This window comes from Streptomyces sp. Sge12 (assembly GCF_002080455.1).
In the GTDB taxonomy this organism is placed as follows: Bacteria; Actinomycetota; Actinomycetes; order Streptomycetales; family Streptomycetaceae; genus Streptomyces.
Genome location: NZ_CP020555.1, coordinates 2,695,804 through 2,721,658, shown reverse-complemented (window position 1 = coordinate 2,721,658; position 25,855 = coordinate 2,695,804). Strand labels below are relative to the sequence as shown.

The window sequence follows — 25,855 nt, the reverse complement described above, 5'->3', positions numbered from 1 at the left end:
CTAGTCCGAATCGACGAAAGGCACTGATGTGAACCTCCTGGTTCTCGCGGCCGAGGAGCCTCAAAACCCCCTCGTCCCGCCGATCCCCGAGCTCGTCATCGGTCTGCTCGCCTTCGTCATCGTCTTCGGTTTCCTCGCGAAGAAGCTCCTCCCGAACATCAACAAGGTTCTGGAAGAGCGCCGCGAGGCCATCGAGGGCGGTATCGAGAAGGCGGAATCCGCCCAGACCGAGGCCCAGAGCGTCCTGGAGCAGTACAAGGCCCAGCTCGCCGAAGCCCGGCACGAGGCCGCGCGCCTGCGCCAGGAAGCGCTGGAGCAGGGCACTGCGCTCAAGGAAGAACTGCGCGCAGAGGGCCAGCGGCAGCGTGAGGAGATCATCGCTGCCGGCCACGCCCAGATCGCGGCGGACCGCAAGGCCGCTTCCCAGGCGCTGCGCCAGGACGTGGGCAAGCTCGCCACCGACCTGGCCGGAAAGCTCGTCGGCGAGTCCCTTGAGGACCACGCCCGGCAGAGCCGCACCATCGACCGTTTCCTCAGCGAGCTCGAGGAGAAGGCCGAGGCGGCCCGATGAACGGAGCGAGCCGCGAGGCGCTGGCCTCCGCGCGCGAGCGTCTCGACGCGCTGACGGACAACACGTCCGTCGACGCGGCGAAGCTCGCCGGTGAGCTGGCTGCCGTCACTGCGCTGCTCGACCGTGAGGTCTCGCTGCGTCGGGTCCTCACCGACCCGGCGCAGTCCGGCGAGGCCAAGGCCGAGCTTGCCGGTCGGCTGCTCGGCGGCCAGGTCGGCGGGGAGACCCTCGACCTGGTGTCCGGCATGGTCCGGTCCCGCTGGTCGCAGTCCCGCGACCTGGTGGACTCGCTGGAGGAGCTGGCGGCCACCGCCGACCTCACGGCGGCCCAGCAGGGCGACGCGCTCGACAACGTCGAGGACGAGGTGTTCCGGTTCGGCCGGATCGTCACCTCGAGCACCGAGCTGCGTTCCGCGCTGACCGACCGTGCGGCGACCGCCTCCGCCAAGAGCGAGCTGCTGCGCAGCCTGCTCGGCGGCAAGGTGAACGCCGTCACCGAGCGCCTGGTGATCCGTCTTGTCACGCACCCGCGTGGACGTAGCCTGGAAGCGGGACTCGAGTCCCTTTCCAAGCTCGCCGCCGAGCGCCGTGACCGCATGGTCGCCACCGTGACCAGCGCGGTTCCGCTCAGCGACGTGCAGAAGACGCGTCTCGGCGCGGTGCTGGCCAAGCTGTACGGCCGCCAGATGCACCTGAACCTCGACGTGGACCCCGAGGTCCTCGGCGGGATCTCGGTGCGAGTCGGCGACGAGGTCATCGACGGCACCATCGCGGACCGCCTCGCCGAGGCGTCGCGCCGCATGGCCGGCTGACCAGCCACCAAAAGAACAAAAAGCATTCCTAGCGGCCCGGTTGGGCCGTGCAGAACTTGCAGAAGATTCCTGGGGGTCGCCCCCAGACCCCTAAGAAGCTTCAGGCCCAACAAGGAGAGCAGGGAACCCAGATGGCGGAGCTCACGATCCGGCCGGAGGAGATCCGGGACGCACTGGAGAACTTTGTCCAGTCGTACCAGCCGGACGCGGCCTCGCGCGAGGAGGTCGGAACGGTCAGCGTTGCCGGCGACGGCATCGCGAAGGTGGAGGGCCTGCCCTCCGCCATGGCGAACGAGCTGCTGAAGTTCGAGGACGGCACCCTCGGTCTCGCCCTCAACCTCGAGGAGCGCGAGATCGGTGCGGTCGTCCTCGGCGAGTTCAGCGGTATCGAGGAGGGCCAGCCGGTGCAGCGCACCGGTGAGGTGCTCTCCGTCGGCGTCGGCGAGGGTTACCTCGGCCGCGTCGTCGACCCGCTCGGCAACCCGATCGACGGTCTCGGCGAGATCGCGACCGAAGGCCGCCGCGCCCTCGAGCTGCAGGCCCCCGGCGTCATGGTCCGCAAGTCGGTCCACGAGCCGATGCAGACCGGCTACAAGGCCATCGACGCGATGGTCCCCGTCGGCCGCGGCCAGCGTCAGCTGATCATCGGCGACCGTCAGACGGGTAAGACCGCTCTGGCCGTCGACACGATCATCAACCAGCGCGACAACTGGCGCTCGGGCGACGTGAACAAGCAGGTTCGCTGCATCTACGTCGCCATCGGCCAGAAGGGCTCGACCATCGCGTCCGTTCGCGGCGCCCTGGAAGACGCCGGCGCGCTCGAGTACACGACGATCGTCGCCGCCCCGGCGTCCGACCCGGCCGGCTTCAAGTACCTGGCGCCGTACACCGGTTCCGCCATCGGCCAGCACTGGATGTACGCCGGCAAGCACGTCCTGATCATCTTCGACGACCTGTCGAAGCAGGCCGACGCCTACCGCGCCGTGTCGCTGCTGCTGCGCCGCCCGCCGGGCCGCGAGGCCTACCCGGGTGACGTCTTCTACCTGCACTCCCGTCTGCTGGAGCGCTGCGCGAAGCTGTCCGACGACATGGGTGCCGGTTCGATGACCGGTCTGCCGATCGTCGAGACCAAGGCGAACGACGTGTCGGCGTTCATCCCGACCAACGTCATCTCCATCACCGACGGCCAGTGCTTCCTGGAGTCCGACCTGTTCAACGCGGGCCAGCGCCCGGCGCTGAACGTCGGTATCTCGGTCTCCCGCGTCGGTGGCTCCGCCCAGCACAAGGCCATGAAGCAGGTTTCCGGCCGTCTGCGCCTGGACCTCGCCCAGTACCGCGAGCTGGAGGCGTTCGCCGCCTTCGGTTCCGACCTGGACGCCGCTTCGAAGGCTTCGCTGGAGCGCGGCAAGCGCCTGGTCGAGCTGCTGAAGCAGGGCCAGTACCAGCCGATGCCCGTCGAGGAGCAGGTCGTCTCCGTCTGGGCCGGCACCACCGGCAAGATGGACGACGTTCCGGTCGCCGACATCCGTCGCTTCGAGTCGGAGCTGCTGGAGCACCTGCGCCGCGAGCGCAAGGACCTCCTCACCTCCATCGCCGACGGCGGCAAGATGTCGGACGACACCCTGTCCTCCATCGCGGACGCCATCGCTTCCTTCAAGCGCCAGTTCGAGACCTCGGACGGCAAGCTCCTGGGCGAGGACGCACCGGCCGTCAACGTCTCCAAGTGACGACGGAAGGGACCTGACTCATGGGAGCGCAGCTCCGGGTCTACAAGCGTCGCATCCGTGCCATCACGGCGACCAAGAAGATCACCAAGGCGATGGAGATGATCGCCGCCTCGCGCATCGTCAAGGCGCAGCGCAAGGTGGCGGCATCGATGCCGTACGCGACCGAGCTCACCCGTGCGGTGACCGCGGTGGCGACCGGCTCGAACACCAAGCACGCCCTGACCACCGAGGTCGAGGCGCCGACCCGTGCCGCGATCGTGCTCATCACGAGCGACCGCGGTCTGGCCGGCGGCTACTCCTCGAATGCCATCAAGCAGGCGGAGCGGCTCACCGAGCGGCTGCGCGGCGAGGGCAAGGAGGTCGACACCTACATCGTCGGCCGTAAGGGTCTGGCCTACTACGGCTTCCGCGAGCGCAAGGTCGTGGATTCGTGGACCGGCTTCACCGACAGCCCGGCCTACGCCGACGCCAAGCGCGTCGCGGGGCCGCTGATCGAGGCCATCCAGCTGGAAACGGCCGAGGGTGGCGTCGACGAGCTGCACATCGTCTACACGGAATTCGTGTCGATGATGACGCAGAACCCGGTCGACGGCCGGATGCTGCCGCTCAGCCTCGATCAGGCTCAGGAGGAGACCGGTGCGAAGGGCGAGATCCTTCCGCTGTTCGACTTCGAGCCGTCGGCGGAGGACGTCCTCGACGCCCTGCTGCCGCGCTACGTCGAGAGCCGCATCTACAACGCACTGCTGCAGTCGGCCGCTTCCGAGCACGCCGCCCGCCGCCGCGCGATGAAGGCGGCGACCGACAACGCCGGAGACCTCATCAAGAGCCTCTCCCGGCTTGCCAACGCGGCCCGCCAGGCCGAAATCACCCAGGAAATCAGCGAGATCGTCGGTGGCGCGAGCGCCATGGCTGACGCGACCGCGGGGAGTGACAAGTAATGACGACCACTGTTGAGACGGCCGCCGCCACGGGCCGCGTCGCCCGGGTCATCGGCCCGGTCGTCGACGTGGAGTTCCCCGTCGACGCCATGCCCGAGATCTACAACGCGCTGAAGGTCCAGGTCGCCGACCCGGCCGAGGACGGCGCGCTGAAGACCCTGACCCTCGAGGTCGCGCAGCACCTGGGTGACGGCCTCGTCCGTACCATCTCGATGCAGCCGACCGACGGCCTGGTCCGCCAGGCCCCGGTGACCGACACGGGCGAGGGCATCACCGTCCCCGTCGGTGACTTCACCAAGGGCAAGGTCTTCAACACCCTCGGTGAGGTGCTGAACTACCCGGAGGAGAACGCCAACGTCACCGAGCGCTGGCCGATCCACCGCAAGGCCCCTCGCTTCGACGAGCTCGAGTCGAAGACCGAGATGTTCGAGACCGGCGTCAAGGTCATCGACCTTCTCACCCCGTACGTCAAGGGTGGAAAGATCGGTCTGTTCGGTGGTGCCGGTGTCGGCAAGACCGTTCTGATCCAGGAAATGATCTACCGCGTCGCCAACAACCACGACGGTGTGTCGGTGTTCGCGGGCGTCGGTGAGCGCACCCGTGAGGGCAACGACCTCATCGAGGAAATGGCCGACTCGGGCGTCATCGACAAGACGGCGCTTGTCTTCGGCCAGATGGACGAGCCCCCGGGCACCCGTCTGCGCGTCGCGCTTGCCGGTCTGACCATGGCGGAGTACTTCCGCGATGTGCAGAAGCAGGACGTGCTCTTCTTCATCGACAACATCTTCCGGTACACCCAGGCGGGTTCCGAGGTGTCGACCCTGCTCGGCCGTATGCCCTCCGCGGTGGGTTACCAGCCGAACCTGGCCGACGAGATGGGTCTCCTCCAGGAGCGCATCACCTCGACCCGTGGTCACTCGATCACCTCGATGCAGGCGATCTACGTCCCCGCGGACGACCTGACCGACCCGGCGCCGGCGACCACCTTCGCCCACCTCGACGCGACGACGGTTCTCTCCCGTCCGATCTCCGAGAAGGGCATCTACCCGGCCGTGGACCCGCTGGACTCGACGTCCCGCATCCTCGACCCGCGGTACATCGCGGCGGACCACTACGCCACGGCGATGCGCGTCAAGGGGATCCTGCAGAAGTACAAGGACCTCCAGGACATCATCGCGATCCTCGGTATCGACGAGCTGGGCGAGGAGGACAAGCTCGTTGTCCACCGTGCCCGTCGTGTCGAGCGCTTCCTGTCGCAGAACACCCACGTCGCCAAGCAGTTCACCGGCGTGGACGGTTCGGACGTTCCGCTCGACGAGTCGATCACCGCGTTCAACGCGATCTGCGACGGTGACTACGACCACTTCCCCGAGCAGGCGTTCTTCCTGTGCGGTGGCATCGAGGACCTGAAGGCCAACGCCAAGGAGCTGGGCGTCTCCTGATCCGGCGCGCTCCGCGAGGGGCGCTCCGGTTCGCAGGCCGCCGGCGAAGGCCGGCCGTGTCTTGCAGACGGAGAGGGGCGGGTATGTCCCGTCCCTCTCCTCACGCCCATTAGAATTTGACCCAACACCCGGCCGACCCGCCGGGTGGTGACCCGAGGAGCCACCTTGGCTGCTGAGCTGCACGTCGAGCTGGTCGCGGCGGACCGCAATGTCTGGTCCGGCGAGGCCACCCTTGTTGTCGCCCGCACCACGTCCGGCGACATCGGCGTCATGCCCGGTCACCAGCCGCTTCTCGGTGTGCTGGAATCGGGCCCGGTGACCATCCGCACCAGCGAGGGCAACACTGTCGTCGCCGCGGTGCACGGCGGTTTCATCTCGTTCGCGGACAACAAGCTGTCCCTGCTGGCCGAGATCGCCGAGCTCGCGGACGAGATTGACGTCCAGCGTGCGGAGCGGGCACTGGAGCGCGCGAAGTCGGAGGCCGATGCGGCCGCCGAGCGTCGCGCTGATGTCCGGCTGCGCGCCGTAACGGGCTGAATGCCCGTCGGAGTTTGATCGCTTGAGTCCCGGGGGGCGACCGCCGGGAGTCAGCAGACCTCAGCCGCGGTCCGTGCTGGAATTTTCCAGACCGGGTCGCGGCTGAGGCGATGCAGGTCCGTTTTTTTCTCATGCGTATTCGATGAGCGAGGAGGTCGGTGAAGATGCTCCTCGCTCTGCTTGTGAGCGGCCTGGTCGTAACCCTGGTGGTGATCGGGCTGTTCGTGTTCGGACTGCGCCGCAGACTCATCCAGCGGTCCGGCGGCACCTTCGACTGCAGCATGCGCTGGGGCGTGTCGGAGGAGCCCGACATCTCCGGCAAGGGCTGGGTGTACGGGGTCGCCCGCTACAGCGGTGACCGGATCGAGTGGTTCCGGGTGTTCTCGTACTCCCCGCGGCCGCGCCGGCTGCTGGAGCGTTCCTCCATCGAGGTCGTCGCCCGCCGCGCCCCGGAGGGCGAGGAGGAGCTGGCCCTGCTCTCCGACGCCGTCGTGCTCGGCTGTGTCCACCGGGGGACGCGCCTGGAGCTGGCGATGAGCGAGGACGCGCTGACCGGATTCCTGGCGTGGCTGGAGGCGGCTCCTCCCGGCCAGCGGGTGAACGTGGCGTAGTACCCCGGCGGGGTACGGAGAAGCCGGGGAGACGGGGGCGGACCCGTCTCCCCGGCTTCCGTCTTGTTACTGGAGCCCGGTGTGGACCGCGTTCGCGAGTTCACCGTTCGCGGTGTCGCCGCTGAACTCCCAGTAGAAGGCTCCCCTGAGGCCCTGCTGCTTGGCCCAGCTCATCTTCCCGGCGATGGTGGCGGGGGTGTCGTAGCTCCACCAGTTGCTGCCGCACTTGGCGTAGGCGGTGCCGGCGACGGTGCCGGTGGCCGGGCAGGTGTTCTTGAGGACCTTGTAGTCCTCGTTGCCGGGCTCGTAGGTGCCCTGGGCCGGTCCGGTGGCGGTGCCGCCGGGGGTGGCCTGGGTGACTCCGGTCCAGCCGCGGCCGTAGAAGCCGATGCCGAGGTTCAGCTTGCTGCCGCTGATCCCCTTGCCCTTGAGCTTGCTGATCGCGGCCTCGGAGTGGAAGCCCTCCTGCGGGATGCCCGCGTAGGAGGTCAGCGGCGAGTGCGGGGCCGTCGGGCCCTGGGCGGCCCAGGTGCCGAAGAAGTCGTAGGTCATCACGTTGTAGAAGTCGACGTACTGGGCGGCGCCCGCGTAGTCGGCCGCATCCAGCTTGCCGCCGCTGGTGCCGTCGGCGGAGATGGCGGCGGTGACCAGGTTGCCCGTGCCGAACTTGGCGCGCATCGCCTGCATCACGTTCTTCAGGGCGGCCGGGCCGGAGGTGTCGCAGGTCAGGCCGCAGGCGTTCGGGTACTCCCAGTCCAGGTCGATGCCGTCGAAGACATCGGCCCAGCGCGGGTCCTCGACCAGGTCGTAGCAGGACTGGGCGAAGGCCGCCGGATTGGCCGCGGCCTGGCCGAACCCGCCGGACCAGGTCCAGCCGCCGAAGGACCACAGGATCTTGATGTTCGGGTACTGGGCCTTCAGCTTGCGCAGCTGGTTGAAGTTGCCGCGCAGCGGCTGGTCCCAGGTGTCGGCCTTGCCGTCGACGCTCTGGTCGGCGGTGTAGGCCTTGTCGTAGTCGGCGTAGGAGTCACCGATGGTGCAGCGGCCGCCCTGGACGTTGCCGAAGGCGTAGTTGATGTGGGTGATCTTGCCCGCGGTGCCGGAGGTCACCAGGTTCTTCACGTGGTAGTTGCGGCCGTAGACGCCCCAGTTGGTGAAGTAGCCGAGCTTGACCTTGCCGCCCGGGTCCGGGGGGATGACCCCGCCGGTGGTGGTGACCGTGGCGGAGCCGGAGGAGGGGCCCGTCTGGTCGATGGTGTCGCGGGCGGTGACGCTGTAGGTGTACGTCGTGCCCTTGGTCAGGCCGGAGTCCGCGTAGCCGGTCCCGGTGACGGTGGCGATCTTGGCGGAGCCCCGGTAGACGTCGTAGTTCTTGACGCCCTTGTCGTCGGTGGCCGGGGTCCAGGTCAGGGTGAGCGAGGTGTCGGCGACGTTGCTCGCGGTGGGGGTGCCGGGAGCCGTGGGGGGAGTGTCGCCGGGCTGGGTGCCGCCGTCGCAGGAGGCGCCGTTGATCTTGCAGCCGCTCGGGGCGCCGCCGCCGGCGCCGTTGAAGCCGAAGCTGGCGGTCGCCCCGGGAGCGAGCGTGCCGTTCCAGCCGACGTTCTTCGCGGTCCAGTGGGTGCCCGAGCCGGTGACGGTGGCGTCCCAGGCCGAGGTGACCGAGGTGCCCGCCGGGTAGTCCCACTCCACGGTCCAGCTGCTGAGGGTGGTGGTGCCGGTGTTCTTCACCACCCACTTGCCCTCGAAGCCGGAGCCCCAGTCGGAGACCTTGGTGTACGTGGCCGTCGCGGAGGCGGCCGCCTGGGCCGGGCCGGCCAGTACGACGAGTCCGGTGACGGGCAGGGCGAGGGCGGCCACGACGGCCGCCACTCGGCGGAAGAACCGGGTGCGCCGGGTGCGGGGTGGGGATGCTGTGCTCAAGGGTGATCCTCCGTAGGTCCGTCGCCGCCGTGGGGCCGACTGCGACATGGGGGTGGGACCTGCGCCGCCCGTGAGCACGCTTTGTCATGGCACGCTCACCACAGTGTTGCGGCGAGCGTAGAAAGGTCTGGACCAACCGTCAAGAGGTCCAGACCGGTGCGCGACCGCGCAGCTATATCCCCAACTCCTGAGCCAGCACCGCCGCTTGGAGTCTGCTGCGCAGATCCAGCTTGCCGAGCAGCCTGCTGACGTGCGTCTTGGCCGTCGCCTCCGCCATGTCCAGGCGCACGGCGATCTCCGCGTTCGACAGGCCCTCGCCCAGCGCGCTCAGCACCTCCCGCTCCCGCGGGGTGAGGGAGGCGACCGCCGCGGCCCGCTCCGGCGCCGGGGCCGGCCGCGCCGGCCGGGGCGCCGCGAACTCGGCGATCAGCCGCCGTGTCACTGCCGGCGCGATCAGACCCTCCCCGCGCGCGACCGTCCGTACCGCCGCGATCAGCTCGGCCGCGTCCGCGTTCTTCAGGAGGAAGCCCGCGGCCCCCGCCCGCAGCGCCCCGAAGACGTACTCGTCGAGGTCGAAGGTGGTCAGCACCAGGACGTCGGCCAGGCCCTCCGACACCACCTGACGCGTCGCGGACACCCCGTCGAGCCGGGGCATCTGCACGTCCATGAGGACGAGATCCGGCCGCAGCTCCCGGGCGAGGCGCACCGCCTCCTCCCCGTCGCCGGCCTCGCCCACGACCTCGACGTCCCCCGCACTGCGCAGGATGAGCACCAGCCCCGCCCGTACCGCGCACTGATCCTCGGCCACCACCACCCGGATGGTCATGCCTCCACCACCTTCTCCTCCGCGGGCAGTGTCGCCCGTACCTGCCACACGGCGCCGGACCGGCCCGCAGTGAACTCCCCGCCCAGCAGTTCCGTCCGCTCCCGCATGCCGATCAGACCCGCCCCGGAGCCGGGGGCGCGGGGGCCGGGCCGGTCCCCGTAGGGGGAGTCCACCGCCACGCGCAGCAGCCCGTCGGCGCGCGCCACCCGGACCGTGACGGTGCCCGGGGCGGCGTGCTTGAGGGCATTGGTCAGCGACTCCTGGACGATCCGGTACGCGGCCAGCTCCACGGGGGCCGCCGTGGGCTCCCCGGACGGCCGGTCGTCGTGGAGTACGAAGGTCAGCCCGCTCCCCGAGCCATTGGTCCGGGCCTGCCCGATCAAGGCGTCCAGACCGTCCAGCGAGGGCACGGCGACCGGCTCCCGGTCGCCCCCGGCATCCCGCAGCAGCCCGATCAGACGGCGCATTTCGGCCAGTCCCTGCACGCTGTTCTCGCGGATCACCCCGAGCGCGTCGCGACTGGTCGCGGCGGTGTCGATGGAGAGCGCGGCGGTGGAGTGGATGGCGATGGCGGAGAGGTGGTTGGCCACCATGTCGTGGAGCTCCCGGGCCATCCGGGCGCGCTCGGCGGCCACGGCCTGGCTGCGGTCCATCTCGGCCAGCAGCGCGGTCTGCTCCGCCCGCAGCCGGGCCGCCTCGGCGGCCTCCCGGTGGTTGCGCAGGGTGGCGCCGGTCAGTGCCGGGGCGAAGCTCACGATGCCGGTGATAACGCCGATCAGCAGGGCCTGCGGGGTCCGCAGCCAGGCCAGCGAGGCGATGGTGACCACGACGGTGATCAGGCCGGTGGTGACCGGGAGCCGTCGGGCCATGGCCGGTTTTCCGTACACGACGGCGGCGTACATCAGGTCCGTGAAGATCACGACGGTGGCGAGGCTGCCGACCGTGAACTGGTCGGCGATCACCCCGGCGGTGCCGACGGCCAGGGTCACCTGCGGCAGGGTCCGGCGCAGCAGCTCCATCGAGCCGAGGAGCACCAGCGGGACGAGGGCCGCCCAGGCCGGCAGGAAGTCGCGGCCGGGGCTGCTGTAGACCCCGAGCGCCCAGAAGGCCAGGCCGGCGGCCGTGCTGACCACCGCGAGGAGGACGTCGTCACGGTGGGGGCGCAGGCTCTTCTCGGTCACGTTCCCATCCAACAGGGTGCGCGGGCCCCGCACCTCGGCGGAGCGGCCGAGGCGGGGGTACATCGAACGATGCAGGCCCACATGGTCAATGGCGACGACGTATCGGGCCCGTGCGGACGGGAGCCTGGAAGGGAACGAAGAACCCGAGCGGACGGAGAGTCCCATGATCGTCGCGCTGATCATCGCCTGCGAGGTCGGCTTCTGGGTACTGCTGGCGGCCGGTCTGGCGCTGCGGTACCTCGCGAAGATGCCGAGGCTCGGGGCGGCCGTCCTGCTGTGCGAGCCGCTGATGGAGCTGGTGCTGCTCGTGGTCAGCACGCTCGACCTCAAGAACGGCGCCGAGCCGGACTGGAAGCACGGACTGGCCGCGCTCTACATCGGCTACACCGTCGCCTACGGCCACTACACGATCAAGTGGCTCGACGGGCACGCCGCGTACCGGCTGGCCGGGGGGCCGAAGCCGGCGGGCGCCGGGTACGGGAAGGCCCGCGCCCGGCACGAGTGGAAGCTGTGGGTCCGTACCGTGATCGCCGCGGCCGTCGCCCTGGCCCTGCTCCAGGTGGCGATCTGGTACGTCGGCGACGCGGGCGACGTCAGCTCGCTCCAGGCCTGGCAGTTCGGCGCGCTGCGCGTGGTCGGCATCCACGCCCTGGTCGCCGCGGCCTACACGATCTGGCCGACGAAGGCCCCGGCGAAGGCCGCCGGGGAACCGACCCCCCTGGCCCGCACGGAGCGCTAGGCGCTCCGGGCCGGGTTGCCTGCGCAGGGCCTGCGCCTCGCGGTGCGGATGCGGGGCGGAGCGCCGCGCGTTGCACCTTCCGTAGCGGTATGTGGTCGGGTGGACCCACGTACCACTCCCCTGAGGAAGGCCCGGCTCATGTATGCGTCCTTCATCCCTCCGCGCCGGGTCAGGATCGGTGACGCGGCGGCCTTCGTCGGCACCACACCGCGGGCGATCCGCCACTACCACGAGATCGGCCTGCTCCCCGAGCCCGAGCGGGGCAGTGACGACCGCCGCCGCTACGGCTACGAGGACATGGTCCGGCTCCTGTGGATCCGCAGGACGGCCGACGCCGGGATCGCCCTGGACGACATCCGCGACGCCTTCGCCGACACGGCTTCCGCCGGTGCCGACGGCGACCACGGCATCGCGGGCATCCTGGAACGGCTGGAGGAATCCCTGGTCGCGCAGGAAGCAGAGCTGCGGCGGCAGCGGACCGCCGTGCAGCGCATGCGCACCGAGGGCAGCAGGCTGGGCCTGCTCTCCGACTTCGTCACCAGCCGGCTCAGGGGCCTGCCCGAGGGCTCCCTGCGCCGGGAGGACCTGGACAGCCTGCTGGTCACCGAGCGGATCTTCGGGCCGCTCGGTGCGGCTCTCCAGGCCTCCCGTTTCATCGCCCTGGCCGTCCATCCGGATCTGCGGGAGGAGTCCGACCGCGTCGATGCCGCCGAGGAGGCACTGGATGACACGATCGCTGTCGATGACCCCCGCGTGGCCCGGGTGGCTGCCGAACGGCACGCCTTCGAAAAGCTGCTGCAGGCCGTCATCGAGGATTCCGGCGCGGCAGAGAGCGACGATGCGCTCTTCGACTCCTGGGACGCCTTGCACCCCGCTACCGCCGATGGGGGTGGGGACGGGGCCGGGGCCGGCCGGGGCTCCGGCGGGGGACAGGAGTCCCTGAGCGCGTTCGCGGCCATCGGAAAGATGCCCTACGACTTGTCCCCGGCCCGCCTGCGCTGCATGGAACTGGCCGAAGAGCTCGCCGCCCACGAGCCACCCGCTTCTGCGACCCCCTAGGGCAGGTGGTCAGCGCTCGCCGCCCGGTACCCACAGAACGTCCCCGACCTCCTTGTTGGCCACCCGGGCCAGGATGAACAGGAGGTCGGAGAGGCGGTTGAGGTAGGTCGCGGTCAGCAGGTTCATCACCTCGCCGTGCACCTCCAGCGCCGCCCACGTCGAGCGCTCGGCGCGCCGCACCACCGTGCAGGCCTGGTGCAGCAGGGCCGCGCCCGGGGTGCCGCCGGGAAGGATGAAGCTGCGCAGCTTCTCCACCTGCTCCAGGAAGTGGTCGCAGTCCGCCTCCAGCTTGTCCACGTAGAACTGCTCCACGCGCAGCGGCGGATACTCCGGGTTCTCGGCCACGGGGGTGCACAGGTCGGCGCCGACGTCGAACAGGTCGTTCTGCACGCGGACCAGGACCTTGACCACGTCCGCGGACAGCCCGCCGAGCGCGATCGCCGTCCCGATGGCCGCGTTGGCCTCGTTGGCGTCGGCGTACGCGGAGATCCGCAGGTCGGTCTTGGCGGTGCGGCTCATGTCGCCCAGGGCGGTCGTGCCCTTGTCGCCGGTACGGGTGTAGATGCGCGTGAGGTTCACCATGCGGCCAGGGTAGACGGGCCCGCCGGGGTAATTCCGGGCGCGGTCGGCGGTGTCCGCGTACGGTCCTGTGGGGCCGGCCGGCCCCGGGACGGGAGGGCGGCGAAGTGGCCGACGTGTACTACATCTGGCGCCTCGCCGAGGCCGCCCAGCAGATCGACCTCCTGGCGGGCTTCCTCGTCACCCGGCAGGAGCAGGGCCCGGACGCCCGCCGTGACGTGGCCGGCCGTGCCGGCGCCGGGCGCGCGGCCGTGGCCGCCGGCCGCCTGGGCGAGGCCCTCGAGCACGTCGACGAGCTGCGCGAGCGCGCCGCCCGCTGGGCGGGGCACCCGCACCATCCGGGCGAACCGGGCGCCGCCTGGCACGAGGCGAGGGTCTGGGACTACGCGAAGGACATGCTGCGGGCGGAGCCCGGGCTCGCGCGGGCGGACCTCGCCACGGCCCGCCGGATCCTCGGGGACCTCAGTCATCTGCAACGGAAGATCTGCGCACGGCCGGAGGTGGACGCGCAGGCCTGCGCCGACGCGCACCACCTCGCGGGCCGTGGTGCCATGGCCGTCGAACTCGGCCGCTTCGGCGCCGCGCGCAAGGAGCTGCGACGGCTGCGCGCACTGGCCGAGCGGTCCGCAGGGACCGACGTCACATGAACTGGACGGCCGGGCACGGCTGCTGGGCCGTACCGGTGTGATGTCCGTCATCTGAGACGTGACGCGTGTTACTTCACGGTCACACCGCACCGCCCGGGCGCTAGTCTCCGCCGGAGTGGCTACGTGACTGTGCCGTAGGGAAACGAGGGGTGTGTAGTGGCTGGGAAGCTCGCCGTCATCGGTGCCGGACTCATGGGTTCCGGCATCGCGCAGGTCTCCGCTCAGGCGGGTTGGGACGTCGTACTCCGCGATGTCACCGATGCCGCGCTGACGCGTGGCACGGACGGAATCAAGGCCTCCTACGACAAGTTCGTCTCCAAGGGCAAGCTGACGGCCGAGGACGCCGAGGCGGCGCTCGCGCGCATCACCACCACCACGGACCTCGACGCGGCCTCCGACGTCGACATCGTGGTGGAGGCCGCCTTCGAGAAGATCGAGATCAAGCACGAGATCTTCCGCGCCCTGGACAAGATCGTCCGTGAGGACACGATCCTCGCCTCCAACACCTCCGCCATCCCGATCACCAAGATCGCGGCCGTGACGGAGCGTCCGGAGCGGGTCGTCGGCGCGCACTTCTTCTCGCCCGTCCCGATGATGCAGCTGTGCGAGCTCGTGCGCGGCTACAAGACGAGCGACGAAACCCTCGCCACCACCCGGGCGTTCGCCGAGTCCGTCGGCAAGACGTGCATCGTGGTCAACCGCGACGTCGCCGGCTTCGTGACGACCCGTCTGATCTCCGCGCTGGTCGTCGAGGCCGCCAAGCTGTACGAGTCGGGCGTGGCCTCCGCCGAGGACATCGACATCGCCTGCAAGCTCGGCTTCGGGCACGCGATGGGGCCGCTGGCCACCGCCGACCTCACCGGCGTCGACATCCTGCTGCACGCCACCAGCAACATCTACACCGAGTCCCAGGACGAGAAGTTCGCCCCGCCGGAGCTGATGCGGCGGATGGTGGACGCCGGGGACATCGGCCGCAAGAGCGGCCAGGGCTTCTACAAGCACTGAGGCCTGGCCCCGCCACCGAGCAGCACCGTTCGAATGCCTTCACCCGCCAGGGTGAATTAGGTATCGGTTCGCTCACGGTCGGCAACTTCCTCGCTCGCGCGACAGTCAGTTGCAGTGAGAGTTGCCGACCACGGACCAGTCGGACCATACGTACGCAGTACCGCCGGGAGTACACATGCACATCAGGGGCGACCACGCCGAACTCGCTGTCGGGGGCCGCCTCGACGTGCGCAGCGCGGCGGACGCCCGTACGGCCCTCCACACCGCCCTCGACGACGGCCAGGGCGATCTCGTGCTCGACCTCACCGGGCTCGACTCCTGGGACGCGACCGGCCTCGGCGTGATCATGGGTGCGCACCGCCGGGCCGGCCGGACCGGCCGGCGCCTGGTCCTGCGCGGCGTGCCGCCGCAGATGCAGCGGCTCCTCGTGGCGACCCGGCTGCACCGGATCCTCGCGATCGAGGGCGGGCTCGAAGCCGAGTCCCTGCCCCGCGTCTGACCGGCAGGCCGCTGACCTTTGCATTTCCTGCGGAAACGTAACGGTCCGGTGGTGATCGCCCCCCTGCGGTTTCCCGCACGACCGGCCACGGTCTAGGGTTCGGGCGGAAACCGGACCAGGAGCGACAGCGCGTGCGCGAAGGCCGGGCGGTACGACGGCGAGGCACGCGGCCCGCGATCGGGGGACTGGGTCATGGACCGTACACAGGGGCAGGACGAGCAGCACGAGCAGCCCACGGGCGGCTCCGCGCCCGCGGTGCCCACGGGCCCCGCGGTCTCCACAGGTCCCGCGGTGTCCACCGCGCCCGCGCCGGGAGCCCCGGCCGCCGGCCCGGCCCGCGTCGTGAGCCTGACCGCCGGCGACTTCACCCTCACCGTCAACCCGGTCGACGGCAGCGAGATCGAACCGCTGCGCCCCGGCACCGAGCCCGGCCGCCCCGCCCGCCGCGACGCCGCCGCCCGCGCGGTCCGGGACTCCGCCGCCCGGCCGCCCGTACTGCCGGGCCCCGCCGTCCCCGCCCGGCCCCTGCTGGAGCGCGAGGAGGAGCGGGAACGGCTCGTCCGCCTGCTGGGCCGGGGCCGCTCCGTACGGCTGACCGGGCCCGCGGGATCCGGCCGCAGCGCCCTGCTCGACGCGGTCGCCGACCGGTGCGCGGGCCTCGCGCCCGACGGCGTCGTACGGCTCTCCGGGTACGGGCACCAGCAGCCCGGAGAACTGCTCCACGCGCTCTACGCCACCGTGTACGAGGCCGAACGGGCCCGGCCAGGGCGGATCGAGCTCCTGGCCCGCGTACGGGAGATAGGCGCCGTCGTCCTCCTGGACGACCTGGAGATGGGCGGGCCCGCCCTCGACGAGCTGCTGCGCGCCACCCCCGAATGCGCCTACCTGCTGGCCGCCACCCCCGACACCCGCGCCCCCTCGGACCACTCGCACGTCGAAGAGGTCTTCCTCGGCGGGCTGGGCAAGGCCGAGTGCCTGGAACTGCTGGAGTCCGGTGCCGGACGGCCGCTGACCGACGAGGAGATCGCCTGGGCGGGCGACCTGTGCTTCGCCTCCGAGGGGCTGCCGCTGCGCTTCGTCCAGGCCGCCGCACTGCTGCGGCAGCGCGACGAGCTCAACCACAGCGACGAGGACGACGAGGAGGAGGAGCCCGGCGTCTTCGAGGGGCGCCCGCGCGACGCCGTACAGGTACCGCTGCCCACCCTCGCCGAGGGCGCGGCCCCGGCCGAGCTGCTGGCCTCGCGGGTCAGTGAATCGGCGCGCGCGGCCCTGCGCATCGCGTGCGCGCTCGGCGGGGAACTGCCGCACCACGCGCACCTGCCGGCGCTGGTGGGGGACACCCACGCCGACACGGCGGTGGCGGAGCTGCTCGCCTGCGGGCTGCTGACCCCCGTCGGGACGCGGTACCGGCTGGCCGCCGGCGTCGCCCGCCAGCTGGAGGAGGTCGGGTACGGGGACACCGCCTCCGAGGAGGCCCGTACGGCCGCCCGGCACTACGCCTGGTGGACCGGGCACGCCTCGGTGGTCCCGGAGCGGGTCGCGGCGGAGGCGGACGCGGTGCTCGCGGCGCTGGCCGGTGCGGACGTGGTCGCGGCGGTGCTGCTGGCACGCACGGCGGCTCCGGCGTTCGCGGCCTCGCTGCACTGGGAGGCCTGGGAGCGGGTGCTGCGCTCGGGCGCCGAGGCCGCACGCAAGGCCGGGGAAGTCGCCGAGCAGGCCTACTTCCACCACGAACTCGGTGTGCTGGCCCTGTGCGAGGAGCGCCTGGACCGGGCGCGCGCCGAGCTGGAGACCTCGATCGGGCTGCGGGGCGCGCTGGCGGACAAGCGGGGCACGGTCGCGGGACGGCGGGCGCTGGCCCTGGTCGTCGACCGGGAGAACGCCGTGGCGGCCGTGTCGCCGCCGCTCCGGCTGGAGGCCCCGGCGGCCCCGGCAGCGTCCCCGGACGCCGTGACGGTGGCCACCCCGGCCGCTCCGGCGGCCCCTGCGTCCAAGGCACCCAAGACGGCCAAGCCGGCACCCAAGACGGCCAAGCCGGCACCCGGCGCCCCGGCGGCTTCCGAGGCACCTACGGCCAAGGTGGCCCCCGTGGCTCCCGGGGCCCGTGTGGCTCCTGTGGTCCCGGTCTCCGCCGAGGCGGTGACCCGGATGACTCCGGTCGTTCCGGTGACCGCCCGCTCGGAGCCGCCCACGACGCTGTCCGAGGTCTTCGAGGACGCCTTCCCGCTGACCCCGAAGCCCGCTCCGACCCCCGCCCTGCGGCCCGCCGCCGCGCCGGCCCCGGCCCCCGGCCGCCGCCGGCGGGTGCTGCTGGCCGGTGCGGGAGCGCTGACGGTGGTGGCGCTGGGCACGGTCGTGAGCCTGGCACTGAGTTCCTCGGACACCTCGCCGCCGGCCGAGGGGCCGTCGGTGACCCGTACCCCGACGGTCACGGCGCCCACGACGGCTCCGGTCGTCAGCAAGAACGATCCTGCACCGGAGCCGCCCGTCTCGGCCCCGCCGGCGCAGTCCGCGGTGCCCGGCCAGAGCCTCGCCCCGACCCCGGGCCGCACCCCCGCCCGGACCCCGTCCCGCCGTCCGTCCGCGACGCCCCCGAACTCCCCGCCCGCGACGTCCGTTTCGCCGCCGCCGACCACGGCCGGACCCTCGCCCACCCCGACGGAGACCGTCGTGCCGTCGCCGACGGCCACCACCCAGACGGGTACCGCCACGGCCACCTCGCCGGCCACGGGCCGGTGAACGGCATCGGCTCCGTCCCGCGGGACGGAGCCGATGCTCGAGAAGTGCCGGAGAACCGGAAGAGGATCAGAACAGGCGGAGCTTGTCGTCCTCGATACCGCGCAGCGCGTTGTAGTCCAGAACCACGCAGTCCATCCCGCGGTCCGTCGCCAGCACCTTCGCCTGCGGCTTGATCTCCTGGGCCGCGAACACGCCGCGGACCGGGGCCAGGTGCGGGTCGCGGTTGAGGAGTTCGAGGTAGCGGGTCAGCTGCTCGACGCCGTCGATCTCGCCACGGCGCTTGATCTCCACGGCCACCGTCGCGCCCTTGGCGTCCCGGCACAGGATGTCCACCGGGCCGATCGCCGTCATGTACTCGCGCCGGATCAGGGTGTAGCCCTCGCCCAGCGTTTCGATGCGGTCCGCGAGGAGTTCCTGGAGGTGTGCCTCGACGCCGTCCTTGATGAGGCCCGGGTCGGTGCCCAGCTCGTGGGAGGAGTCGTGCAGGACTTCCTCCATGGTGATGATGAGCTTCTCGCCCGCCTTGTTGATGACCGTCCACACGTTGGCCTCGTCACCGCTCCCCTCCTTGAGGGTGCACGGCGGCGACATCCAGTTGAGCGGTTTGTACGCTCGGTCGTCCGCGTGGATCGAGACACTGCCGTCGGCCTTCACGAGGATCAGACGGGGTGCCGAGGGCAGATGGGCGGTGAGCCGGCCCGCGTAGTCGACGGAGCAGCGGGCAATGACGAGACGCATGGTCGGCAACGCTACTCGACGAGAAGGCCTTCACGCGATTCGCCCCTGAAAGCCCCCTTCGCCGATGGCGCGTTGTATGCGCATTCTCCTGGTGCGTCACCCATGGGGCGCCTACCGTGGTGAGCGGGAGGTTGTCGAGCGTGCACTCTGCGTCGCGATCTCCTTCCCTGCCCGTAAGACTCCGGCAACCCAAACAGCCGGGGTCGCGAGAGGAGAACCCATGTCGCTCGACGTCTCACCGGCCCTACTCGAACAGGCCGAGCGAGGCGAGGTCGACGAAGCCGCTTTCGTCGACTGCGTCCGGACCTCCCTGCCCTACGCCTGGGAGATGATCAGCTCGCTGGTGGCACAGCTGAAGGTGGACGGCGGACAGTTCGCCGACAACCAGACGCCGCCGCCGGACGAGCAGGCGCGGGGGCAGCTGCTGCGCGCCCTCGCGAGTGACGCGATACGCGGTGCGCTGCAGCGGCACTTCGGAGTGCGCCTGGCCTTCCAGAACTGTCACCGGTTGGCGGTGTTCCCGCTGGATCCCTCGGTGGACGACAGGCTGGCCAAGTTCACTTCGATCCGCGGTCAGCTGCTCAACCAGTCGCCGGAGCTGCGGGACTGCTAGGCCGTCTCTTTCGGATCATGCCCGGCTCCACGGGGGTGATCCGAAAGAAACGGCCCGGGTAGGACCGGCAGGTCTCAGTCGAGACGGGGAAGGACCTCGGCGCCGAGCCGTCGTACGTTCTCCTCCGTCGCGGCGAGATCGCCGGAGCCCTCCGTCAGGAGGGCGAAGCGCGTGATGCCCGTCCGTGCCGACGTGGCCGCCAGCCGGTCCGCCGCCACCTCCGGGGTGCCGACCGGGTGCAGGTCGCAGAGCAGTTCCGTGTAGGCGACCGGATCCCGCATCGCGCGCGCCCGACCGTCGACCGTCACGTGCGCGTCGAGGCCCTGCTTGAGCCAGCCCGGCATCGCCTTCAGCAGGGTCTCGCGCGCATCCGCCGTGCGGTCGGCGATCTGGCACACCCCGGCCGAGACGTGTCCCGCGCCGGCCACGGACTCGCGCGAGTGGCCCGCCGCCAGCGCCGTGCTGCGCCACAGGGCGACCATCTCCGCCTTGGTGTCGTCCCCGCAGTGCATCCCCAGCAGCATCGCGAGCCCCCGCTCCGCGGCCATCCGTACCGACGCGGGCGAGGTGCAGGCCACGATCACCTCGGGCCCGGCCGCGTCCCCGTCGAGGGCCTCCGAGGGCCGCGGTACGACCGCCACCTCGCGGAATCCGTACCGCTCGCCGGCGGCTCCCACCCGCGCCTCGGTCAGCCAGCGCCGCAGCAGGTCCAGGGCCTCCGGGAAGCCGTTCTCGTAGCTGTCCAGGCCGCCCCCGAACACCTCCAGGTCGACCCAGGGCCCGCCCCGTCCCACCCCGAGGGTGAACCGGCCGCCCGAGGTCATGTGCAGCAGGGCCGCCTGCTCCCCGAGCGCCACCGGGTGCGTGCTGGGCAGCACGCTGACCGCCGTGCCCACCCGCAGCCGCCGGGTCCGGCCCAGCAGCAGGGCCGCCAGGGTCACCGCCGACGGGCAGACCCCGTACGGGACGAAGTGGTGCTCGGCGAGCCAGACCGAGTCGAGACCGGCCTCCTCGGCCACCTCGGCGGTCCGCACCGCCCGGTGCAGTGCCTCTCCCTGTCCCTGGCCCGGGAACTGGGCCGCCAGTACAAACGCTCCTACGCGCATCGCCTTTAGCCTCCTCGCGGCTGACGCGGCCTCCCCCAGGTGGACCGGTTCTTCCTATGGCAACAACGTCTGACACGTGCCAAAGGCACGGGCTGACACGAAAGTTATTGGGATTGTCGGGCCATTCCTCTTCGCGCCTCCGCCTTCTTCAGCCACCCTGCGGGTACCCGGGCTCGCTGCGCGTAGTCTGGGAGAAAGTCACTGCCGTCCGCCCATCCGTGAGGTATACGTGTCACCGCGCAACAACCGCCCCAGGGGCGGCGAGACCCCGGACGAACGCCCCAGCACCGGCCTCGACCGCTACGGGCTGGAGCGCACGGAGGAGTACCAGGGCGAGGACTGGAAGGTCCGGCACGTGGCCGGCGCGAGCGCGGCGGGCAAGCGCTACCGCTGCCCCGGCTGCGACCAGGAGATCCCCTCCGGCACCCCGCACCTGGTGGCCTGGCCCGAGTACGGCGGCGTGGACGACCGGCGGCACTGGCACAAGGCCTGCTGGAACGCGAAGGACCGCCGCACCACGAAGGTGCAGCGGTCCCGCAACGCTCCGAAGTACTAAGCCGTCTCTTTCGGATCCTGTCGGGCCCGACAGGATCCGAAAGAGACGGCCTAGACGTCCCGGCGGCCGACGACCACGTACGAGCCGGCCACCGCGGCGCCGGCGATCACCACGATCAGCGCCAGGTGCGCGAAGTTGCTCGGCGACGGGCCGAGGTCGCCGCCCTCCGGCAGGCCGAACAGCTGCATCATCGCCACCGGCACGTTGTGCCGCAGGATGAGCCGCCCGATGGGCTCGACGGCCACCCACATGCTGAGCATGCCGCCGATCACCGGGGGCAGCGTGACCAGGCCCAGCATCACGGCGATGGCTCCGGCCGAGTGCCGCACGAGCGCGCCGATCGCGAGCGCGAGCACGCCGAGCAGGGTGACGTAGCCGCAGCCGAGCAGCGCCCCGAACCACTCGCCGGCCGCGTGCGGGCCGGACGCGGTGCCGCCGCGCACGACCGCCGCGGCGACCCCGACGGTGAAGACCGACAGGGTGGTGGTGACGAAGGCCGTCATGCTGAAGACGAGGTACTTCGCGGTCAGCACCCGGTGCCGGTCGGGGGCGGCCGTGAAGGTGGTCCGCACCAGCCCGGTGCCGTGTTCCGAGCTGATGGTCAGCACGCCGAGGACGATCACCGCGAGCTGGCCGACCAGCAGGCCGATCAGGGCGGGCGTGGTGAAGTTGATCTGCGCGAAGTCCGCGTCCGCGGTCTGCGCGACGACGGTCAGGCCGACGCCGACGACGATCACCACGAGCGAGCCCAGCGTCCACAGGGTGGAGCGGAGCGAGACCAGCTTGGTCCACTCCGAGGCCAGGGCGTGTCCCAGGTGCGGCCGCGGCGTGGCCAGGGGGGAGCTGTAGCTCCCGTGCTGCTCCGCCGTCGTGGTCGTCGGGGTCATCGGGTGTCCTCGGGGGTGTTCGGGGAGGGGTTCCCGGACGTGCTCGCCAGCTCGCCGGGGTTGCTCGGCATCAGGAAGGGCTGCCCGCCCGCGCCGGGCGGCGGGGGAGCGTAGAAGCCCGTCTGCGGAACCTGGGGGGAGGCCGGTACCTCGTCCTCCCACGCGGGGACGGAGAGCGGCTCCGGTTCCCACAGCTCGGCCCGCGGGTCATCGGTGGAGGTGTACTCGACCGAGGACTGGGTCATCCGCATGTACGCCTCCTCCAGCGAGGCCCGGTGCGGTGACAGCTCCCACAGCCGTACGCCGGCCCCGTGCGCGAGGTCCGAGATCTGCGGCAGCTCCAGCCCGGTCACGCGCAGTGTTCCGTCGGGCTCCTGGAGGACCCGTCCGCCCGCCTTGGTGAGGGCCCTGCCCAGCGTCTCCCGGCCATCGCGATCAGTGTCGGCCGCGCGTACCCGAGCGAATCCGGCCGAGTTGTGCGCGATGAACTCCTGGGTGCCCATATCGGCCAGCAGGCGCCCCCGGCCGATCACGATCAGGTGGTCGGCGGTCAGCGCCATCTCGCTCATCAGATGGGAGGAGACGAGGACGGTGCGGCCCTCGGAGGCGAGGCGGCGCATGAGGTTGCGGACCCAGAGGATGCCCTCGGGGTCGAGGCCGTTGACCGGCTCGTCGAACAGAAGCACCTGCGGATCGCCGAGCAGGGCGGTGGCGATGCCGAGCCGCTGGCCCATGCCGAGCGAGAAGCCCTTCGTGCGCTGCCGGGCGGCGTCCTGGAGGCCGACCACGGCCAGCACCTCGTCCACCCGCTTCTCCGGGATCCCGGAGAGCTGGGCGATGGAGAGCAGGTGGGCGCGGGCCCGGCGGCCGCCGTGCACGGCCTTGGCGTCGAGCAGGGCGCCGACGTGCCGCTGGGCGTTCGGCAGGTCCCGGAAGGGCCGGCCGTTGATCGTGACGTGACCGGACGTGGGCCGGTCCAGGCCCACGATCATGCGCATGGTGGTGGATTTGCCGGAGCCGTTGGGCCCCAGGAATCCGGTGACGTGACCGGGCTTGACCTGGAAGGACAGCTGGTCGACGGCGGTCTTCGCGCCATAGCGCTTGGTCAGGCCGACTGCCTCGATCATCTTGCTGCCCCTTACCAGGCCGGGACGACTTTCGCCCGCGTAAGGGTTAAGAGGATAACGAGCTTCCTACGGTTCCGTCCCCGCCCGGATCCCTGAGCCGCCCCTGAGGCCGACCCGGGGATCTCCCGTAGTACGGGGGTGGGAGGTCAGGCGTCCCTCTTGCGGAGGACGGCGTAGCCCCCCAGTACCGCGGCCAGTGTCCACAGGACCAGGATCCCGAAGCCGCCCCACGGGCCGTACGGAGTTTCGGGGCTGTCGAACGCGTTGGGCACGACCTGCATGATCCGCCCCCCGGCATTGCTCGGCAGGTACTGGCCGACCGTACGCGTCGCCTCGAAACTCACGAGGAGGTTCGAGACGATCAGGAAGAAGGGGACCAGGACGCTGATGGCGGCGACCGAACTGCGCAGCATGGCCGCCACGCCCATGCAGAAGAGGGCCAGCAGTGCCAGGTACAGTCCGGCGCCGGTCACGGCGCGCAGCACGTTCTCCTCGCCGATCCCGATGCCGAGGTCACCGAGGAGCGCCTGGGTGAGGAAGAACGACGCGAAGCTGGTCAGCAGCCCCACGGCCAGGGCCAGCGCCGTCGCGACCGCCATCTTGCCGAGCAGGAAGTGCTCCCGACGGGGTACGGCGGCCAGCGAGGTGCGGATCATGCCCGTGCTGTACTCGGTGCTCACGACCAGCACACCGAAGACGATCATGGCCAGCTGGCCGAGCTGCATCGAGCTGAGGCTCGTGGCGGTGGGGTCGAAGGTGGCCCGCTGGGCCGCGTTCAGGTTGTTCGGATCGAACGTGGCGCTGAACAGCGCGGCGAACCCGACGGTGACGAGGAAGACGAGGGCGAGGGTCCAGCTGGTGGAGGCGACCGTGCGGATCTTGGTCCACTCGGACTGAAGGACGGCGGTGAAGGCCATGCTCACTCACCGGCCCTGTGCGTCGCGGTGTGGCCGGCGCCCCAGGCGGGGACGTCGGCCGGCCGGGCCGGGTTGTCGGCAGCCATGCCCGGTGCGTGGGCGTGGTACTCGACGGAGTCCGCCGTCATACGCATGAACGCTTCCTCCAGTGATGCCCGTTGCGGGCTGAGTTCGTGCAGCACGATCTGGTGCTGGGCGGCCAGCTCGCCGAGCTGCTCCGCGCTCACCCCGTCGATCTCCAGGGTGCCGGTGGCGGGAACGCTGACGGCATTGATCCCGGACTCGTGCAGGAGGTCCTTCAGCCGTTCCTGCTGCGGCGAGCGCAGCCGGACGTAGCTGCGCGAGTTCTGCTGGATGAAATCGGCCATCGGCAGGTCTGCCAGCAGCTTTCCCTGTCCGATGACGACCAAATGGTCCGCGGTCAGCGCCATTTCGCTCATCAGGTGGGACGACACGAAGATCGTCCTTCCTTCCGCCGCCAGGCCCTTCATCAGATTGCGGATCCAGAGAATTCCCTCGGGGTCCAGGCCGTTGACGGGCTCGTCGAACATCAGGATTTCCGGATCGCCCAGCAATGCGGAGGCGATTCCCAGCCGTTGGCTCATTCCGAGCGAAAATCCTTTGGACTTCTTCTTCGCCACGGCCGTCAGGCCGACCAGGTCCAGCACCTCGTCGACCCGCTGCCGCGGGATGCGGTTCGACTGGGCCAGGCAGAGGAGGTTGTTGTACGCAGTTCGGCCACCGTGCATGGCCTTCGCGTCCAGCAGCGCCCCGACGTGCTTCAGCGGCTCCGACAGGTCGCGGTAGTGCTTCCCGTACACCCTGACCGTGCCGCTGGTCGGATTGTCGAGGTCGAGCATCATGCGCATCGTCGTCGATTTGCCCGCGCCGTTCGGGCCCAGGAAGCCGGTCACCACACCCGGCCGGATCTGGAAGCTGAGGTGGTCCACGGCGGTCGTCGTACCGAATCGTTTGGTAAGGCCCTCAAGCTCGATCATGCGGCCACGCTAGAACGCCCGAGGGCCCTACGCCACCTCTAAAGGGTGACATAGGGCCCTCGATCGGGCGCACGGCGGATACCGCGTACGACCCGCCGGTGATCAGCGGCTCTGCTGCGCCGGGACGCCGCGCGTGACGGGCTCGTCGTCCACGATCGGGTTGGCCGCCGCGACGGCCGCACCGGTGAGCGTCGCCAGCATCTCGCGGACGTTGGTCAGCTGCGCGTTGATCGAGTCGCGGCGGTTGGTGAGCGCCGCCAGCTCGCGCTCGGACTCGCTGCGGATCCGGTCCGCCTTGGCGTTGGCGTCGGCCACGATGTCCTCGGCCTGGCGCTGCGCGGTCTCCACGGTCTGGCGGGCCCGGCGCTCGGCGTCCGTACGGAGCTTCTCGGCCTCCAGGCGCAGCTGCTCGGCGCGGTGCTCGATCTCCGCGAGACGCTTCTCGGCCTTGGCCTGACGGGAGGCCAGGTCGCGCTCGGACTGCTCACGGCGCTTGGCCAGGTTGGTCTCGAAGTCCGCGGCGGCCTGGGCGGCCTTGGCGCGGGTCTCCTCGAACAGCGCGTCGGCCTCCTCACGCTTGGAGGCCGCGTCCTTCTGGGCCTCGGCGCGCAGGGTCGACGCGTCGCCCTTGGCCTTCTCGACGATGCGGACGCCCTCGTCCTCCGCCTTCGACTTGCGGTCGGCGGCGAACGACTCGGCGTCGTTGCGCACCTGCTGGGCGGCCGACTCGGCGAGCTCGCGGTGCTGCTCGGCCGCGCGACGGGCCTCCTCGCGCAGGTCCTTCGCCTCCTCCTCGGCCAGCCGCAGGATCTTCTCGACCCGGGCGCCGAGGCCGGCGTACGACGGCTCGGCGTCGTTCACCTGGGCCTGGGCGTTCTGCGTCTCGAGGTGCAACTCCTCGATCCGCTTTTCCAGAGAGTTGATACGTCCAAGGGCGCTGTCGCGGTCGGAGACCAGCTTGGTAATGCGGTCGTCCACCTGACCACGGTCGTAACCACGCCGCACGAGCTCGAAGCCGAAGGGGGAGGAAGTGTCGCTCATGGGGTTCCTGTCGAATGAGACCGATGAGGTGCTACGTGAG

At 70.8% G+C, this 25,855-nt stretch carries 26 protein-coding genes; 15 read left to right on the top strand and 11 right to left on the bottom strand.

What is annotated here, in order from left to right; genetic code table 11:
- Positions 1 to 28: 28 nt before the first annotated feature.
- From B6R96_RS11720 to B6R96_RS11690, 7 genes are all read left to right on the top strand, one after another.
- Positions 29 to 571, top strand: coding sequence for a F0F1 ATP synthase subunit B (locus B6R96_RS11720; protein WP_030386953.1), 543 nt, complete (start codon positions 29 to 31; stop codon positions 569 to 571).
- Positions 568 to 1,383 (top strand): F0F1 ATP synthase subunit delta, encoded by an 816-nt coding sequence (locus B6R96_RS11715; protein ID WP_030386952.1) that lies wholly within the window; start codon positions 568 to 570, stop codon positions 1,381 to 1,383. The genes B6R96_RS11720 and B6R96_RS11715 overlap by 4 nt, the downstream gene beginning before the upstream one ends.
- A gap of 131 nt (positions 1,384 to 1,514) precedes the next feature.
- Positions 1,515 to 3,110: a F0F1 ATP synthase subunit alpha gene (gene atpA, locus B6R96_RS11710; RefSeq protein ID WP_030720903.1), complete on the top strand. Its 1,596-nt coding sequence runs from the start codon at positions 1,515 to 1,517 to the stop codon at positions 3,108 to 3,110.
- A 20-nt stretch (positions 3,111 to 3,130) separates the two neighbouring features.
- Complete coding sequence (locus tag B6R96_RS11705; protein ID WP_030386950.1) at positions 3,131 to 4,048, top strand: F0F1 ATP synthase subunit gamma; 918 nt, start codon at positions 3,131 to 3,133, stop codon at positions 4,046 to 4,048.
- A complete protein-coding gene (gene atpD / locus B6R96_RS11700) occupies positions 4,048 to 5,490 on the top strand; it encodes a F0F1 ATP synthase subunit beta (protein WP_030386949.1) in 1,443 nt (480 codons plus the stop codon). Before B6R96_RS11705 ends, atpD begins: the two co-directional genes overlap by 1 nt.
- Positions 5,491 to 5,655: 165 nt before the next feature.
- A complete protein-coding gene (locus B6R96_RS11695; protein WP_030386948.1) occupies positions 5,656 to 6,027 on the top strand; it encodes a F0F1 ATP synthase subunit epsilon in 372 nt (123 codons plus the stop codon).
- Positions 6,028 to 6,191: 164 nt separating this feature from the next.
- Positions 6,192 to 6,638, top strand: coding sequence for a DUF2550 domain-containing protein (locus B6R96_RS11690; RefSeq protein ID WP_030386947.1), 447 nt, complete (start codon positions 6,192 to 6,194; stop codon positions 6,636 to 6,638).
- A gap of 66 nt (positions 6,639 to 6,704) precedes the next feature.
- Here the strand turns inward: B6R96_RS11690 and B6R96_RS11685 are convergent, their stop codons facing one another.
- From B6R96_RS11685 to B6R96_RS11675, 3 genes are all read right to left on the bottom strand, one after another.
- Positions 6,705 to 8,606, bottom strand: coding sequence for a glycoside hydrolase family 18 chitinase (locus B6R96_RS11685; protein ID WP_081522424.1), 1,902 nt, complete (start codon positions 8,604 to 8,606; stop codon positions 6,705 to 6,707).
- 124 nt (positions 8,607 to 8,730) lie between these two features.
- Positions 8,731 to 9,384, bottom strand: coding sequence for a response regulator (locus B6R96_RS11680; RefSeq protein WP_081522423.1), 654 nt, complete (start codon positions 9,382 to 9,384; stop codon positions 8,731 to 8,733).
- Positions 9,381 to 10,628 carry a sensor histidine kinase gene (locus B6R96_RS11675; RefSeq protein ID WP_081522422.1) on the bottom strand — a complete coding sequence of 416 codons (1,248 nt, stop codon included), beginning with the start codon at positions 10,626 to 10,628 and terminating at the stop codon, positions 9,381 to 9,383. Before B6R96_RS11675 ends, B6R96_RS11680 begins: the two co-directional genes overlap by 4 nt.
- A gap of 100 nt (positions 10,629 to 10,728) precedes the next feature.
- On the opposite strand from B6R96_RS11675, the gene B6R96_RS11670 reads away from it, so the two are divergent.
- Positions 10,729 to 11,304, top strand: a complete 576-nt coding sequence (locus B6R96_RS11670; protein WP_053705308.1) for a hypothetical protein — start codon at positions 10,729 to 10,731, stop codon at positions 11,302 to 11,304.
- Positions 11,305 to 11,442: 138 nt separating this feature from the next.
- Positions 11,443 to 12,363, top strand: a complete 921-nt coding sequence (locus B6R96_RS11665; RefSeq protein WP_081522421.1) for a MerR family transcriptional regulator — start codon at positions 11,443 to 11,445, stop codon at positions 12,361 to 12,363.
- A 9-nt stretch (positions 12,364 to 12,372) separates the two neighbouring features.
- Here the strand turns inward: B6R96_RS11665 and B6R96_RS11660 are convergent, their stop codons facing one another.
- Positions 12,373 to 12,945, bottom strand: coding sequence for a cob(I)yrinic acid a,c-diamide adenosyltransferase (locus B6R96_RS11660; RefSeq protein ID WP_081522420.1), 573 nt, complete (start codon positions 12,943 to 12,945; stop codon positions 12,373 to 12,375).
- Between the two features lie 104 nt (positions 12,946 to 13,049).
- Between B6R96_RS11660 and B6R96_RS11655 the strand changes: the two genes are divergently transcribed.
- The 4 genes from B6R96_RS11655 (at position 13,050) to B6R96_RS11640 (ending at position 17,832) form a co-directional block, all read left to right on the top strand.
- Positions 13,050 to 13,589 carry a hypothetical protein gene (locus tag B6R96_RS11655; protein ID WP_081522419.1) on the top strand — a complete coding sequence of 180 codons (540 nt, stop codon included), beginning with the start codon at positions 13,050 to 13,052 and terminating at the stop codon, positions 13,587 to 13,589.
- A 156-nt stretch (positions 13,590 to 13,745) separates the two neighbouring features.
- Complete coding sequence (locus B6R96_RS11650) at positions 13,746 to 14,594, top strand: 3-hydroxyacyl-CoA dehydrogenase family protein (protein ID WP_030386931.1); 849 nt, start codon at positions 13,746 to 13,748, stop codon at positions 14,592 to 14,594.
- Between the two features lie 175 nt (positions 14,595 to 14,769).
- Positions 14,770 to 15,093, top strand: coding sequence for an STAS domain-containing protein (locus tag B6R96_RS11645; RefSeq protein ID WP_030386930.1), 324 nt, complete (start codon positions 14,770 to 14,772; stop codon positions 15,091 to 15,093).
- Positions 15,094 to 15,285: 192 nt separating this feature from the next.
- Positions 15,286 to 17,832, top strand: a complete 2,547-nt coding sequence (locus tag B6R96_RS11640) for a hypothetical protein (RefSeq protein WP_081522418.1) — start codon at positions 15,286 to 15,288, stop codon at positions 17,830 to 17,832.
- 66 nt (positions 17,833 to 17,898) lie between these two features.
- On the opposite strand, the gene nucS is transcribed toward B6R96_RS11640, so the two are convergent.
- Positions 17,899 to 18,570 carry an endonuclease NucS gene (gene nucS, locus B6R96_RS11635; protein ID WP_030386928.1) on the bottom strand — a complete coding sequence of 224 codons (672 nt, stop codon included), beginning with the start codon at positions 18,568 to 18,570 and terminating at the stop codon, positions 17,899 to 17,901.
- 220 nt (positions 18,571 to 18,790) lie between these two features.
- On the opposite strand from nucS, the gene B6R96_RS11630 reads away from it, so the two are divergent.
- The gene (locus tag B6R96_RS11630; RefSeq protein ID WP_030386927.1) at positions 18,791 to 19,183 is read left to right on the top strand and encodes an SCO5389 family protein; all 393 of its coding nucleotides are present in this window, start codon (positions 18,791 to 18,793) and stop codon (positions 19,181 to 19,183) included.
- Between the two features lie 74 nt (positions 19,184 to 19,257).
- Here the strand turns inward: B6R96_RS11630 and B6R96_RS11625 are convergent, their stop codons facing one another.
- Complete coding sequence (locus tag B6R96_RS11625) at positions 19,258 to 20,289, bottom strand: LLM class flavin-dependent oxidoreductase (RefSeq protein WP_081522417.1); 1,032 nt, start codon at positions 20,287 to 20,289, stop codon at positions 19,258 to 19,260.
- A 229-nt stretch (positions 20,290 to 20,518) separates the two neighbouring features.
- Between B6R96_RS11625 and B6R96_RS11620 the strand changes: the two genes are divergently transcribed.
- Entirely contained in the window at positions 20,519 to 20,845 is a 327-nt protein-coding gene (locus B6R96_RS11620) for a hypothetical protein (RefSeq protein WP_030386925.1), read from the top strand.
- Between the two features lie 50 nt (positions 20,846 to 20,895).
- On the opposite strand, the gene B6R96_RS11615 is transcribed toward B6R96_RS11620, so the two are convergent.
- The 5 genes from B6R96_RS11615 to B6R96_RS11595 form a co-directional block, all read right to left on the bottom strand.
- Positions 20,896 to 21,732 carry an ABC transporter permease gene (locus B6R96_RS11615; protein WP_081522416.1) on the bottom strand — a complete coding sequence of 279 codons (837 nt, stop codon included), beginning with the start codon at positions 21,730 to 21,732 and terminating at the stop codon, positions 20,896 to 20,898.
- Complete coding sequence (locus B6R96_RS11610; protein WP_081522415.1) at positions 21,729 to 22,859, bottom strand: ABC transporter ATP-binding protein; 1,131 nt, start codon at positions 22,857 to 22,859, stop codon at positions 21,729 to 21,731. Before B6R96_RS11610 ends, B6R96_RS11615 begins: the two co-directional genes overlap by 4 nt.
- A gap of 146 nt (positions 22,860 to 23,005) precedes the next feature.
- Positions 23,006 to 23,776, bottom strand: coding sequence for an ABC transporter permease (locus B6R96_RS11605; RefSeq protein WP_053174634.1), 771 nt, complete (start codon positions 23,774 to 23,776; stop codon positions 23,006 to 23,008).
- A 2-nt stretch (positions 23,777 to 23,778) separates the two neighbouring features.
- The gene (locus B6R96_RS11600) at positions 23,779 to 24,774 is read right to left on the bottom strand and encodes an ABC transporter ATP-binding protein (protein WP_081522414.1); all 996 of its coding nucleotides are present in this window, start codon (positions 24,772 to 24,774) and stop codon (positions 23,779 to 23,781) included.
- 102 nt (positions 24,775 to 24,876) lie between these two features.
- Entirely contained in the window at positions 24,877 to 25,815 is a 939-nt protein-coding gene (locus tag B6R96_RS11595) for a cellulose-binding protein (protein ID WP_030386920.1), read from the bottom strand.
- Positions 25,816 to 25,855 lie beyond the last annotated feature (40 nt).